Here is a 13,767-nt window from a genome sequence, read left to right on the forward strand (position 1 = left end):
CTATGTCTAATTGTTTAATAATCAAAGTATAATGCTAAATAAAAGCATCAAATTCTTAATAGAAAATAAACTTGTCGCAGTTTTAATACTCTTACTTTTTGTAGGTTGGGGTACTGTAAATGCTCCTTTTAATTGGGATATTCCATTTTTACCAAGCAATCCTGTAGCTGTTGATGCCATTCCAGATATTGGCGAAAATCAGCAAATAGTATTCACAAAGTGGGATGGTCGTTCACCTCAAGATATTGAAGATCAAATTACATATCCATTAACAACTTCGTTATTAGGTATTCCAGGAGTTAAAACAATTAGAAGTTCTTCTATGTTTGGTTTTTCCAGTATCTACATTATTTTCGAAGAGGATATCGAGTTTTATTGGAGCAGAAGTAGAATTTTAGAAAAACTAAATTCATTACCTAACAATTTATTACCAGAAGGTGTAAATCCTGCTTTAGGTCCAGATGCCACAGGTTTAGGACAAATATTTTGGTACACTTTAGAAGGTCGTGATGAAAAAGGAAACGTTACTGGTGGTTGGGATTTACAAGAATTGCGAAGTATTCAAGATTACTACGTAAAATACGGATTGTCGTCTGCAAGTGGCGTTTCTGAAGTTGCTTCAATTGGTGGTTATGTTCAAGAATATCAAGTGGACGTGAATCCAGAATTAATGCGTCAATACAATATTGGTTTACATCAAGTTGTAAAAGCCGTTAAAAGTAGTAACCAAGATATTGGAGCACAAACTTTAGAAATCAATCAAGCGGAATATTTAGTTCGTGGTTTAGGATATATAAAATCGATTGATGATATTGAAAACGCAGTAGTTACTTCCGTAGATTTTACAGCAATCAAAATAAAAGATATTGGTAAAGTTTCTTTAGGTCCTGCTACAAGAAGAGGTTTGTTAGATAAAGAAGGCGCAGAAGTTGTTGGTGGTGTTGTAGTTGCAAGATATGGAGCAAATCCTATGGAAGTAATTACGAATGTAAAAGCTCAAATTGAAGAATTAAAAGGAGGTTTGCCAACAAAAGTTTTAGCAAATGGTAGAACATCACAAGTAACTATTGTTCCTTTTTACGATAGAACAGAATTAATTGAAGAAACTTTAGACACACTAAATGAAGCGTTAACATTAGAAATTTTGATTACCATTTTGGTAATTATTGTAATGGTTTTCAATCTTCGAGCTTCTATATTAATATCTGGTTTATTACCTGTTGCAGTTTTAATGGTTTTTGTAACGATGAAACTATTTAATGTGGATGCAAATATTGTAGCACTTTCTGGTATTGCAATTGCAATAGGAACTATGGTTGATGTTGGCGTAATTCTCGCCGAAAATATGATTCGTCATTTAGATGATAAAAAGTTACAAACTCGTGAAGATGGAACAAAATATACTACAGACGAAGTAATTTATAATGCAACTGCAGAAGTTTCTGGGGCTATTTTAACAGCAGTTTTAACAACAATTATAAGTTTTGTACCTGTTTTTACAATGATTGGAGCAGAAGGTAAATTGTTTAGACCTTTGGCGTTTACAAAAACAATGGCACTATCAGCTTCTTTGGTTATTGCTTTGTTTTTAATTCCCCCTTTTGCAGCTTATCTATTCAGAAAAACAACACTAAAAAAATCTTTTAATCATATTATAAATATTGCTTTAATAGTGGCTGGTATTGTAATTACAATTAGTGGTTATTGGTTAGGTGCAATTCTAATTGCTTTTGGTGTTAATGGATTATTAGTTGTTATAGGAAAGCTAAACAAGAAAAATAACAACCTTATAAATATCATTATTTCTTGTACAGCTATTATATTCTTACTCGCAGAATATTGGCGTCCATTAGGTTTTAATAGAAGTTTCTTCATCAACTTGCTTTTTGTAGCCATTATTTGCTTTGGTATTTTAGGAATATTTTCTGTTTTTAGAAAATATTATGGACAAATTTTAAAATGGGCCTTGGCTAATAAAGTGTTGTTTTTAATAATTCCTGCGACTGTTCTTATTTTTGGAGGTTGGATTTTAAACAACACAGGTAAAGAATTTATGCCTTCTTTAAATGAAGGTTCATTTTTATTAATGCCAACTTCGTTGCCACATTCTGGAGTTGCAGAAAATAAACGCGTTTTACAACAATTGGATATGGCAGTAGCAACCATTCCAGAAATTGAAACTGTGGTTGGTAAAGCTGGTAGAACAGAATCTGCTTTAGATCCTGCACCTTTATCAATGTATGAAAATATGATTCAGTATAAATCTGAATATATGCGCAATGCCGAAGGAAAAAGACAACGTTATAAAGTAAATGAAGATGGTGCTTTTGAATTGAAAAATGGTGGTTTTGTAACAAATCCGAATAATTCTAAAAATGTCTCCTTGAGCGTAGTCGAAAGGTCTCAACTTATCGAAGATGAAGATGGAGAATACTACAGAAATTGGCGACCAGAAATTAGTTCTCCAGATGATATTTGGAATGAAATTGTAAAAGTCACCAAATTACCAGGCGTTACTTCTGCTCCAAAATTACAACCTATAGAAACAAGATTGGTAATGCTACAAACAGGTATGCGTGCACCAATGGGAATAAAAGTAAAAGGACAAGATTTAAAACAAATTGAAGCTTTTGGTTTGCAATTAGAAAGCTTTTTAAAACAAGCAAAAGGTGTTAAAGTAGAAGCTGTTTTTGCAGATAGAATTGTTGGAAAACCATACTTACTGATTGATATTGATAGAGAAAAAATAGCACGTTATGGAATTTCTATTGAAGACGTTCAGAATGTTTTAAAAGTTGCAGTTGGTGGTATGCAATTAACTCAAACTGTTGAAGGAAGAGAACGTTATGGTATTCGAGTTAGGTATCCAAGAGAATTGCGTAACAATCCTGAATCGATAAAAGACATTTATATTCCTGTTGAAAAAGGAAACCCTGTTCCTTTAAGCGAGTTAGCAACGATTAGATATGAGCAAGGTCCACAAGTTATAAAAAGTGAAGATACTTTTTTAATTGGTTATGTACTCTTTGATAAATTAGATGGTTTTGCAGAAGTTGATGTCGTTGAAAATGCCCAAGAATTGTTTCAACAAAAAATAGATTCTGGCGAATTAACGGTTCCAAAAGGCATCAGTTATAAATTTACGGGAACCTATGAAAACCAATTACGTGCAGAAAAAACCCTGTCTGTTATAGTTCCATTAGCATTAGCAATTATTTTCTTGATTTTATATTTTCAGTTTAAATCGGTTGCTACATCATTTATGGTTTTTACAGCCATAACCATTGCTTTTGCAGGTGGTTTTATTATGATTTGGTTGTTTGGGCAAGATTGGTTTTTCAATTTTAGCTTTTTTGGTGAAAATATGCGAGACTTATTTAATATGAAAACCATCAATTTAAGTGTGGCAGTTTGGGTTGGTTTTATTGCATTGTTTGGTATTGCTACAGATGATGGTGTAGTTATGGCAACCTATTTAACACAAACTTTTAAACGTGAAAAACCTGCAGATAAAAAGAGCATACGAGCTTCAGCTTTGGAAGCTGCAGAAAAAAGAATTCGTCCTTGTTTAATGACTACTGTTACAACAATTTTAGCATTATTACCAGTTTTAACCTCTACAGGAAAAGGTAGCGATATTATGATTCCAATGGCAATTCCAATTTTTGGAGGAATGGTTATAGATATCACATCTTATTTTCTTTTACCTGTTTTATATAGTTGGAGAGAAGAATTCAAATTAAAAAAAGCAAACAAATGAAAAATTTAATTTTTACACTCATAAGTTTTTTAGCTTTTGGTTTTTCAAATGCACAAGAATTAAATGTACTTATTGAGCAAGCTCTAAAAAACAATCCAGCAATTCAAAAATTTGAATTGCAATATAATATTGCTTCAGAAAAAGTGAATGAAGTAAATACATTGCCTAATACTGAATTTGGTGTTGGGTATTTTGTAAGTGAACCAGAAACCAGAACTGGAGCACAACGTTTTAGAATTTCTGTGAAGCAAATGTTGCCTTGGTTTGGTACAATTACTTCCAGAGAAAGCTATGTTTCTTCTATGGCAGAGGTTAAATATGAAGATATTGTTATTGCCAAACGAAAACTAATTACTTCAGTTTCCCAATCATATTATAATTTGTATGCAAATAAAGCAAAGCAAAATGTTTTAAAAGAAAATATAAAACTACTTCAAACTTATGAAACATTAGCATTAACATCCGTTGAAGTTAATAAGGCATCTATGGTAGATGTATTGCGTTTGCAAATGCGCCAAAATGAAATGGAGCAATTATTGGCAATTTTAAATCAACAGTATTTAGCAGAACAAACTACTTTCAATAAGTTATTGAATCGTGATAAATCAATTTTTATAAATGTTGTAGGTAATTTGAATTTTCCTGCAGAAAATTTTGATACCAAAACTAATAATTTATCAGTTCATCCAGAATTATTAAAGTACGATAGATTGTATCAATCTATAGAAAAATCAGAATTATTAAATCAGAAAGAAAGCGCTCCAATGATTGGTTTTGGTTTAGACTATATAAATGTTACAGAACGTCCAAATATTAGTTTTAGTGATAATGGTAAGGATATTTTGATGCCAATGGTATCTCTTTCTATTCCTATTTTTAATAATAGTTATAAATCAAAAACCAAACAAAATAGCTTACAACAAGAAGAAGTTTTAGCACAGAAGCAAGAACGAAAAAATAAATTAGAAACGTTTTTAGATAAAGCAAAAAACGAACGCATTTCTGCAAGAATTAGTTATAAAACACAAACTAAAAATCTGAAACAAGCTAAAAATGCAGAAGAAATTCTAATTAAAAACTACGAAACTGGTACTATCGATTTTAATGATGTATTAGATATTCAAGAGTTACAATTGAAGTTTGAAATGAATCAAATTGAGTCTATAAAATCTTACTTCGTACAAACCACAATTATTAATTACCTAACCAATTAAAAAAGATGCAAACACTAAATATAAAAAATATGGTTTGTAACAGATGTAAAACAGTTGTTCATCAGTTATTTAATAATTTAGGTTTTCAGATCTTGTCTATAGAACTTGGTAAAGTTGAGATAAAAGAAAATGACAATAATAATTTTGAAAAACTTGAAAAGGCATTAAAAAAGGAAGGTTTCGAAATTATTAAAGAGACATCAAAAGCTTTGATAGAAAAAATTAAAATAGCACTAATTAAACATATTGATAAAAGTGACACAGACTATATACTTTCTGAATTAGCAAACGAATTAGGTAAAACATATTCTTTTTTAAGCAAGTCTTTTAGTAAATCTGAAGGCATAACACTTGAGAAATATTTTATAAGTCTCAAAATTGAAAAAGTAAAAGAACACATCCAACTAAATGACTTAAACTTTACAGAAATAGCGTACAGTTTAAACTATAATAATAGCAGTCATTTAGCAAAACAATTTAAAAATAATACAGGTATTACAATGACAGATTATAAAAAATCAGAGATATGGAATAGAAAGTCTTTAGACAAAATTGTATAAATATGAACCATAATTAGAAAAGTAAATTAGAAAAGCTCAATGTAATTTTACAGATTAATTTAAAATATTTAATAATGAAACACACGTATAATATTACAGGAATGACTTGTGGAAACTGCAAAGCTTCTGTAGAAAAATATTTAGGAGATATAAATAATGTTACCAATGTTTCTGTAAATCTCGAAAAAGGAGAAGCAGAAGTTACAATGGAAAAACATATAGAAACCAAAGTTTTAAAAGATGCTTTGCCAGAAAAATATACACTTTCAGAAAAAAAAGAAGAAAAGAAAGAAATACCAGCAGTAGATTTTGGTGAAGAATTTGAAAAATCAAAATTCGAGCAATTAAAACCATTATTTCTAATCATCTTTTATATTACAACTGCAGGTATTTTATTGAACTACAAAAACTGGAATTGGAGTAGTTTTATGCTCGATTTTATGGGTTTATTCTACATTGTATTTAGCTTTTTTAAAATGTTAGATTTAAAAGGATTTCCAGATTCATTTAGAATGTATGATCCTTTGGCAAAAAGAGTTCCTATTTATGCTAAAATATATCCCTTTATAGAAACTGCATTAGGTCTAATGTTTTTAATGCGTTTTGAAATAACTGTAGCCCTAATAATTACACTGGTTATTTTAGGTGTTACTACAATTGGAGTTTCAAAAACACTTTTAGACAAAAAAGCAATTAGATGCGCTTGTCTTGGTACTGCTTTAAAATTACCAATGACAGAAGCTACTTTTATAGAAAACGCAATTATGATTATAATGGCAGTTTTAATGTTAACAATTTAAAATAGAAAAATTATGAATTCAAATGAACACAAAGACAGTAATAAAAGTATGAGCAATTACACCAAATTCTTTTTAATGTTAGGTTTATCTTTTATAGCGATGTATATAACTATGTATTTAAATACCTATGAATTTGACCACGTATATTTTAGTCTAACACGCTTTTATATGGTTTGTTTAGGTACTTCTACAATGGCAGTTATTATGTGGTTTTTTATGAGAAATATGTATGAGAATAAGAAAAAAAACATTGCAATTCTTATTGGAAGTTTTGTTCTTTTTGCAGGTTCATTAGGTTTGGTTCGTGAGCAAAAATCTACAGTTGGCGACGTTCTTTGGATGAAAGCAATGATTCCACATCATTCAATTGCAATCCTTACAAGTGGAAGAGCTGATATTAAAGACCCAGAAGTTAAAAAATTGGCAGAAGATATTATTAAAGCGCAGAAAAGAGAAATTGAAGAAATGAAAGCGATGATAAAACGTTTAGAAAATGAAAAATAAAAATATAGCAATCTATTTAGGAATACTTGCTTTCGGTTTGTTGTTGGGCTATTTTTTCTTCGGAAATTCTTCTGATAAGACAACTCACAATCACAATGAAGTTTCTACAAAAAGTCAAATGTGGACGTGTTCTATGCATCCACAAATTATGAAATCAGAACCTGGTGATTGCCCAATTTGTGGAATGGATTTAATTCCTGCAGAAAATAGTTCAGATGGTTTAATGGCAGACCAATTTAAACTGACAGAAAATGCAATGGCTTTAGCAAACATTCAAACGTCTATTGTTGGTAATGCTAAAGTAGAAGATAATGGAACTCTATTATCAGGAAAAATTGTAGAAAATGAAGAAGAAAATGCTATACAAGTAAGTTATTTCTCTGGTAGAATAGAACGTTTAAACATCAATTCTACAGGTGTAAAGGTTAATAAAGGGCAACTATTAGCAACTATTTATTCACCAGAATTATTTGCTGCACAACAAGAATTAATTACTGCTTCCTCTTTAAAAGAAACACAACCAACATTATACAAAGCTGTTCGTAACAAATTGAAATTATGGAAACTTTCAGAAACTCAAATTAATCAAATTGAGACATCAGGTAAAGTAAAAGAGAACTTTCCTGTGTATGCAACTGTTTCTGGTACAGTTTCGGAAAAATTAGTAGCAGAAGGAGCGTCTGTAAAACAAGGGCAACCATTATTTAAAATAGCAAACTTTAACACTCTTTGGGCAAATTTTGATGTGTATGAAAATCAGATTGGTTTGTTTAAAAAAGGTCAAGAAATTTCTATAACAACAAATACCAATAAAGTAATTAGTGCAAAAGTAGATTTTATAGACCCTGTTTTAGATACAAAAACAAGAACCGTAAAATTAAGAGTTGTACTTAATAATAGAAACAACCTATTAAAACCAGGAATGTTTGTTGAAGGAAAAATTAAAGGAATAAATTCAAATGAAGAAACAATTATTTCTATACCAGCATCAGCGGTTTTATGGACAGGAAAACGCTCTGTTGTTTATGTAAAAACGAATGAGAATACTCCTGTTTTTGAAATGCGCGAAATTACGTTAGGCAATAGAATTGGCGATAACTACGAAGTTTTAAAAGGTTTAAAAAATGAAGATGAAATTGTAACTAATGGAACTTTTACGGTTGATGCAGCAGCTCAATTACAAGGCAAAAAATCTATGATGAATAAAAAAGGTGGTAAAGTAATGACAGGTCACGAAAATCATCTTGGTATGGAAAAGAATACTTCATCAATAACAAACAGCTTCAATAAAAACGAGAGAATAGAAGTGTCAGAAGATTTTCAAAATCAATTAAAAACAGTTTTTAATGAGTATATAAAATTAAAAGACGCTCTGGTTAAAGAAGAAACTAATAAATCAATTTCAGCTTCAAAAAAGCTATTAGAAAACATATCTAAAGTAGATATGAACCTACTAAAAGATAATAAAACTCATACAGATTGGATGTCGTTAGTAAAAGAGATAAAAATTTCTACTACATCAATTTCTAAAGCATCAAATATTGAAGAACAAAGAAGTCATTTTAAAAATTTGTCTTTAAACTTAATAAAAGCAATTCAAATATTCGGAATCAACACAAAAGTGTTTGTAGAATTCTGTCCTATGGCAAATAGTAACAAAGGTGCGTATTGGTTAAGTAAAGAAGAAAAAGTAATAAATCCTTATTATGGTGATAAAATGTTAACCTGTGGTGAAGTAAAACAAGTAATAGAATAATAAAACAAATTAATAATTAAATTTTAAACAAATGAAAAAAGTAATTTTAAGTGTAGTAATTATTGCAGCAACAGTATTTGTAAGCTGTAAAAACGAAGGTAAAAAAGAAACAAACACCAACAAAACTGAAGTTTCTAAAGAAGTGGCAACAACAGAAATTTCTTTTGGTGTAAGAGGAAACTGTGGTATGTGTAAAAGTACCATAGAAAAAGCAGCAAACAATGTTGAAGGTGTTGCAACTGCAGCTTGGGATGTAGATAAAAAGAAAATTGCTGTTTCTTTTGATGAAAGTAAAACTAATGAAATGGCTATTCATAAAGCAATTGCAGCTTCTGGTTATGATACAGAAAAAGCGATAGGAGATTTAGATGCTTATGATAATTTACCTGGTTGTTGTAAATATGACCATACTATGGAAATGAACCAATAAATAGAATAGTAACAAAAATCATTTTTGCTATAAGATGATTTCCTCCAGATTATGAAAATTGAAAAAGATTGAAAAAATTATTAAAGAGTTAGATCACAATTTAGAGTTTTTAGAAAAAGAAATTGAAGGTGCAATTGAAAGAGCAGAAGAAGGTATAAGAATTACGAAACGAGTTTTAGGTCAAATAAAAAATTTGTTTCTTAAAATCAGAACGATTTCTAAAAGTGAAGAAATTCATTTTTTTAAAAATTCTAAACCTTATGTTTTTAGCAAATTAATTTATTATGTAAAGTTATTTAATATAGAAAGTAAAAGACCACGAAGTAGCAATAAATCACAAATTAAATACTTTAACAATCATATTGATAAACTGCAAAATTATTTTAATGACAATTTAGAGTTTTATCATTATTTTAGAAGAGGTGCTAAATTTCTCGATGAAGAATATTTTATGAGAGGTAAAGTAGATTTAAGATTATTTCCAGATTCACTTTCTTTTTTTACTGATGATACGTTTTCAACAAGTCACGATTCTTCTGTTGCAACAATACTTGCTTATGATATGTTAATCATCTATTTAAAAATAGAAATAGATAAACTTGAAAATTATAGTACAATGGAAACAAATTATGGAGCCTTTACGAAACAATCAAAATTATTCTGGACTGGTAATAAAACAGATCTAATAGAGCTTATATACGCACTGCATAGTTCAGGAGCAATTAATAGTGGTACAGCAGATATAAAAGAATTGGCATCAGTTTGTGAGCAGATGTTCAATATTGAATTAGGCGATTATTACAGAACATTTTTAGAAATAAAATCAAGAAAAATAAACCAAACAAAATTTATAGATAAAATAAGAGAATCGCTTTTAAAAAAAATGATAGAGTCAGAAGAATAATTACCCAACTTGGGTGTTTTAAAGTGCAAATTATTTTCATATAATTTGCACTTTTTTGTTATGCTAATTTAAAAATCAAAAAACTAAAATAAATCATTATAACACATTAATAATGAGCGAGTAAAAACACCCAAGTTGGGTGTAGCTTGTGTGTAAAACTTAATAATTCAGTACATATTTGCAAACGAAAGTCAAATCAGAAAGAAGGAGTTGTTTTGTTTATTGGGGGAAAACCAACAGCTTCTTCTTTCATTAAAACCGTTTTCAAATGCCAACATCAATTATTACAACAGAAGATTTAAGAGAGTTCAAAGAAGAATTATTAGAAGACATCAAAGCAATGATTAACCATCAATCTGGCTTTGCACCAAAAAAGTGGTTAAAATCTCCAGAAGTCAGAGATTTATTAAGTATTTCTCCAGGTACTTTACAAAATTTAAGAATCAATGGAACACTTCCCTATTCTAAAGTAGGTGGTGTAATTTACTATGATTATGAAGAAATTGTAAAAGTTTTAGAAGAAAATCGCATTCATAATAAATTCTAAAGTTAAAATATCCTGTCATTTCGCGCATTGCTGTAGATGAAAATACATTTTCATTGAAAGTATGTAACGCAGTTATCGAGAAATCTTACTTTATGCAAAACGTAAATTTTATAAAACACCTTAAAGGTGTATTCTTCCAATTCTCAAAAGACAATCGTTTAAATCCGACACACATTAGCCTGTATGTAGCATTATTTCAAATTTGGAATAACAACCGCTTTTTAGAAGAATTCTATATAAATCGTGAAGAGGTAATGCGTTTTTCTAAAATAGGTTCAAAATCTACCTATCACAAGTGTATTAAAGAATTAAGTCATTGGAAATATATAATTTATTATCCATCACATAACCCTTATAAAGGAAGTAAAATTAAGATGTTCAAATTCGAGACAAGTACTGGACAAGCTCTGGTACACAACAATACCAATATCGAGACAAGCAGTGGACAAGCACTGGTATCTATTAATAAACATATACAAACTAATAGAAACAATAAAAACATTAATAAACTTGACCAGCCCAAAAATGAAAAAATAGTTATTGATTTTTTCAAAAAAGAAAAATGGCCAATAATTGAAGCACAAAAATTCTTCAACCATTACCAGGGTATTGGTTGGAAAGTTGGTGGCAAAACAATAATTGTCAATTGGAAAGCAACAGCTAAAAATTGGATGATAAAATCCGAAGAAATAAAAAATAAAGAAACGCAAAAATCAGTTAGCCAAAATCAAGACAACCTAAAGACCAGTAAAAATAAAAATTACAACGAACCTTTATGATTAAAATACAACCACATATCATTCAAGAAGGAAGTGTGCAATTTCAATTGGGCGTACAGAATGGAAATCAAATAAAATACGATTTTCCAAAAATGTTAATCTATTTAGAAGCAAAAGGAAAATTATTATTTGGTAAAAATTTCAAAATATATTCAGAAGATGAAACTGTTTTATATAAACTATGTATCTATTTCATTCGTGATTTTGAAACTTGCAGAAAATTAAAGATAGATCCAAACAAAGGTATTTTATTGTCAGGACCAGTAGGTTGTGGAAAAACAAGTTTAATGAAATTATTACCGTTTATTGTACCTCATCAAAATCAACATAGTCTAATCCCTGCAAGAAATATCACTTTCAATTTTAATAAAAGTGGTTTTAAAATTATTGAAGATTATGGTAATAATGGCTTTTATTGTTTTGATGATTTAGGTGTAGAAACCACAGGAAGACATTTTGGTAAAGATTGCAATGTAATGGGAGAAATACTTCTTTCTCGCTATGATTTGTTCTTAAAACGTAAAATTAGAACACACACCACTACAAACTTAAATGCACAAGAATTAGAGAGTAGATATGGTATTCGTGTACGTTCCAGAATGCGAGAATTATTTAATTTGATTGCTTTTGATAAAGAAAGTTTAGATAAACGAAAATAGTTTTTAAATCATTTAGTTTAAATTTTGTAAATTGTTAACTTTGTAAAATAATGCAAGTAGCTAAAAATATAGAAAGTTTAAGGAATTTATCACAAATTCTATCTCCTGCTAATTTTAAAAAAATAGTAAAGGATAAGAATTATTTTGATACATTTTATCGTATTAACAAACACACTAAAATATCAGATTCTACCACTAACTTTGAAGTCATTAATGCTATTTACAAATCACTTTTAGGTACTTACAAAAATGAATATATTTATAAAAACATCCTTTTAAATCAAAAACTTCTTAAAAAGTATAGCTTAAAAAATTCAATAGCACTATCAGAATTTAAAATTGGTAATTCAATAGCAGACTTTGTTATTTTAAATGGTGAAGCTCGTGTTTATGAAATAAAAACTGAATTAGATGGTTTAGATAAATTGGATAAACAATTAGCAGATTATAAAAAATTTGCTGATAAAATCTATGTGGTTTCAAATTCAAAACACATTCCTAATCTATTAGTTAAGTTTCATAACACAGAAATTGGTTTAATTGAATTAACAAAAAGAAACGCGCTTAAAACTATTAAAAAAGCAGAACAAAATTTTTCATTTTCCCACGAAACACTATTCAAGAGTTTAAGAAAAGATGAATATATTAGTTTACTGAAAAAACATTTTGGAGCAATTCCTGTTGTTCCTAACACACTAATTTTTAGAGAGTGTTTTAAACTTTCAAAAAAAATAGATATTTTAGAGTTTCAAAAATTAGTTATCAAAGAATTAAAATTTAGAAATATTTCTAATCCAGAATTATTTAATGATGATTTAGTCCCAGATTCATTAAAACATATCTGTTACACTTTAAATTTTTCAAAAAAAGATTTCATTGAATTAGAAGATTTTCTTTATAAAAAAAGTAAGCTATGTATTTCCCATATGTCAGAGGTAAACAATTTGAATTAATCGCGTTACGAGAATTATGTGGTTTACTACCAAATTTTTCAACTAAAATTTCACCTGTAATCGAACCAATTAAAGGTTCTTCTACCTTAAAATCTGCATTAAAAACTTTAGCATCTAAAAATGTAAACTTTAGTGTTATTATCAATCCTAAAGTGGGTGGTTTAGTTGGTGAGGGTAATAAAATTATAGATCTTTTAAAAGAGGTATTGCAACATTATAATAATTATCAAATTGCAATAATTATAGACACAAAAATTGAAGAGCAAATTCCAGCTTTAATTGAAGGTGTAAATAGTTTAGAGTTAGATTATAAAGGCGTTACTTTAATTCATAATTCTGAAATATCAGAAGTTAGTATTACTGAAATTCAAAGTAACATAAACGTTATTTACAATATTATTTACTTTAGTCATACAAGTAGGCGTTATTATAGATTATTCTCTGAAGATAGCAGAATTTCATTAGATGATTATTTTAGAGATATGCCAAGAAATGCAGATTATCTTGAAGTAGGGGAAAGTCCTTTTTCTGAAGAATACAGTTTTTATAAAGCTGAAGGTTTTTTTGGTTTCTCTGACTTTTTAACAGTTGGTGACAACTATTCAGATTCAGGTTTTTTACCAAGAGCTGTTGCTATGCATTTATCTTATATTAATGCATCCGGTAAAATAATGGTAAAACATTTTGTATCTGACTCAAATGGTGATGTATCTGATATAGGAGGTAAATTTGCAGAAGCACTTGAAAAACTTGTTAATTGGTGTGTTAGCAATAATATTAACACCAAAGCTGTTGAAGTTTATAAAGATCTTCATAATCGAGGACACTTTCCTGGTTTAGGTACCTTAAAAAAACTATCAATAATGAATCATATCGAATTAATTGTAGATAAGATTTAATT

Annotated in this window: 13 protein-coding genes; all 13 read left to right on the forward strand. The window is 29.0% G+C overall.

Features of this window, described 5'->3' with window-relative positions:
• The first annotated feature begins 31 nt into the window (after window positions 1-31).
• The 13 genes from SJY27_RS14740 (at window position 32) to SJY27_RS14800 (ending at window position 13,765) form a co-directional block, all read left to right on the forward strand.
• Window positions 32-3,760, forward strand: a complete 3,729-nt coding sequence (locus tag SJY27_RS14740) for an efflux RND transporter permease subunit (RefSeq protein ID WP_397445632.1) — start codon at window positions 32-34, stop codon at window positions 3,758-3,760.
• A complete protein-coding gene (locus SJY27_RS14745) occupies window positions 3,757-4,974 on the forward strand; it encodes a TolC family protein (protein ID WP_397445633.1) in 1,218 nt (405 codons plus the stop codon). Before SJY27_RS14740 ends, SJY27_RS14745 begins: the two co-directional genes overlap by 4 nt.
• A 5-nt stretch (window positions 4,975-4,979) precedes the next feature.
• Window positions 4,980-5,534 carry an AraC family transcriptional regulator gene (locus SJY27_RS14750; RefSeq protein ID WP_254712389.1) on the forward strand — a complete coding sequence of 185 codons (555 nt, stop codon included), beginning with the start codon at window positions 4,980-4,982 and terminating at the stop codon, window positions 5,532-5,534.
• A gap of 74 nt (window positions 5,535-5,608) precedes the next feature.
• A complete protein-coding gene (locus SJY27_RS14755) occupies window positions 5,609-6,334 on the forward strand; it encodes a heavy-metal-associated domain-containing protein (protein WP_397445634.1) in 726 nt (241 codons plus the stop codon).
• Between the two features lie 12 nt (window positions 6,335-6,346).
• Complete coding sequence (locus SJY27_RS14760) at window positions 6,347-6,838, forward strand: DUF305 domain-containing protein (RefSeq protein WP_397445635.1); 492 nt, start codon at window positions 6,347-6,349, stop codon at window positions 6,836-6,838.
• Window positions 6,828-8,594, forward strand: a complete 1,767-nt coding sequence (locus tag SJY27_RS14765; protein WP_397445636.1) for an efflux RND transporter periplasmic adaptor subunit — start codon at window positions 6,828-6,830, stop codon at window positions 8,592-8,594. The genes SJY27_RS14760 and SJY27_RS14765 overlap by 11 nt, the downstream gene beginning before the upstream one ends.
• Window positions 8,595-8,625: 31 nt before the next feature.
• Window positions 8,626-9,024, forward strand: a complete 399-nt coding sequence (locus tag SJY27_RS14770) for a heavy-metal-associated domain-containing protein (protein ID WP_397445637.1) — start codon at window positions 8,626-8,628, stop codon at window positions 9,022-9,024.
• A gap of 58 nt (window positions 9,025-9,082) precedes the next feature.
• Window positions 9,083-9,928 (forward strand): RteC domain-containing protein, encoded by an 846-nt coding sequence (locus tag SJY27_RS14775; protein WP_397445638.1) that lies wholly within the window; start codon window positions 9,083-9,085, stop codon window positions 9,926-9,928.
• A gap of 268 nt (window positions 9,929-10,196) precedes the next feature.
• Window positions 10,197-10,475: a helix-turn-helix domain-containing protein gene (locus SJY27_RS14780; protein ID WP_026775378.1), complete on the forward strand. Its 279-nt coding sequence runs from the start codon at window positions 10,197-10,199 to the stop codon at window positions 10,473-10,475.
• A 92-nt stretch (window positions 10,476-10,567) separates the two neighbouring features.
• On the forward strand, window positions 10,568-11,254 hold the full coding sequence (locus tag SJY27_RS14785) for a hypothetical protein (protein WP_397445639.1): 687 nt from the start codon (window positions 10,568-10,570) through the stop codon (window positions 11,252-11,254).
• Window positions 11,251-11,913, forward strand: coding sequence for an ATPase (locus SJY27_RS14790; RefSeq protein ID WP_397445640.1), 663 nt, complete (start codon window positions 11,251-11,253; stop codon window positions 11,911-11,913). Before SJY27_RS14785 ends, SJY27_RS14790 begins: the two co-directional genes overlap by 4 nt.
• A 50-nt stretch (window positions 11,914-11,963) precedes the next feature.
• Window positions 11,964-12,866: a sce7726 family protein gene (locus SJY27_RS14795; protein WP_077811303.1), complete on the forward strand. Its 903-nt coding sequence runs from the start codon at window positions 11,964-11,966 to the stop codon at window positions 12,864-12,866.
• Window positions 12,827-13,765 (forward strand): sce7725 family protein, encoded by a 939-nt coding sequence (locus tag SJY27_RS14800; protein WP_026775375.1) that lies wholly within the window; start codon window positions 12,827-12,829, stop codon window positions 13,763-13,765. Before SJY27_RS14795 ends, SJY27_RS14800 begins: the two co-directional genes overlap by 40 nt.
• Window positions 13,766-13,767 lie beyond the last annotated feature (2 nt).

The sequence above is a fragment of the Polaribacter sp. R77954 genome (assembly GCF_044595335.1).
In the GTDB taxonomy this organism is placed as follows: domain Bacteria; phylum Bacteroidota; class Bacteroidia; order Flavobacteriales; family Flavobacteriaceae; genus Polaribacter.

Coding starts and splice junctions, on each gene's coding strand:
- SJY27_RS14800 (WP_026775375.1), top strand. CDS start 12,827: ATGTATTTCCCATATGTCAGAGGTAAACAATTTGAATTAATCGCGTTA.
- SJY27_RS14780 (WP_026775378.1), top strand. CDS start 10,197: ATGCCAACATCAATTATTACAACAGAAGATTTAAGAGAGTTCAAAGAA.
- SJY27_RS14750 (WP_254712389.1), top strand. CDS start 4,980: ATGCAAACACTAAATATAAAAAATATGGTTTGTAACAGATGTAAAACA.
- SJY27_RS14785 (WP_397445639.1), top strand. CDS start 10,568: ATGCAAAACGTAAATTTTATAAAACACCTTAAAGGTGTATTCTTCCAA.
- SJY27_RS14760 (WP_397445635.1), top strand. CDS start 6,347: ATGAATTCAAATGAACACAAAGACAGTAATAAAAGTATGAGCAATTAC.
- SJY27_RS14790 (WP_397445640.1), top strand. CDS start 11,251: ATGATTAAAATACAACCACATATCATTCAAGAAGGAAGTGTGCAATTT.
- SJY27_RS14740 (WP_397445632.1), top strand. CDS start 32: ATGCTAAATAAAAGCATCAAATTCTTAATAGAAAATAAACTTGTCGCA.
- SJY27_RS14795 (WP_077811303.1), top strand. CDS start 11,964: ATGCAAGTAGCTAAAAATATAGAAAGTTTAAGGAATTTATCACAAATT.
- SJY27_RS14755 (WP_397445634.1), top strand. CDS start 5,609: ATGAAACACACGTATAATATTACAGGAATGACTTGTGGAAACTGCAAA.
- SJY27_RS14765 (WP_397445636.1), top strand. CDS start 6,828: ATGAAAAATAAAAATATAGCAATCTATTTAGGAATACTTGCTTTCGGT.
- SJY27_RS14745 (WP_397445633.1), top strand. CDS start 3,757: ATGAAAAATTTAATTTTTACACTCATAAGTTTTTTAGCTTTTGGTTTT.
- SJY27_RS14770 (WP_397445637.1), top strand. CDS start 8,626: ATGAAAAAAGTAATTTTAAGTGTAGTAATTATTGCAGCAACAGTATTT.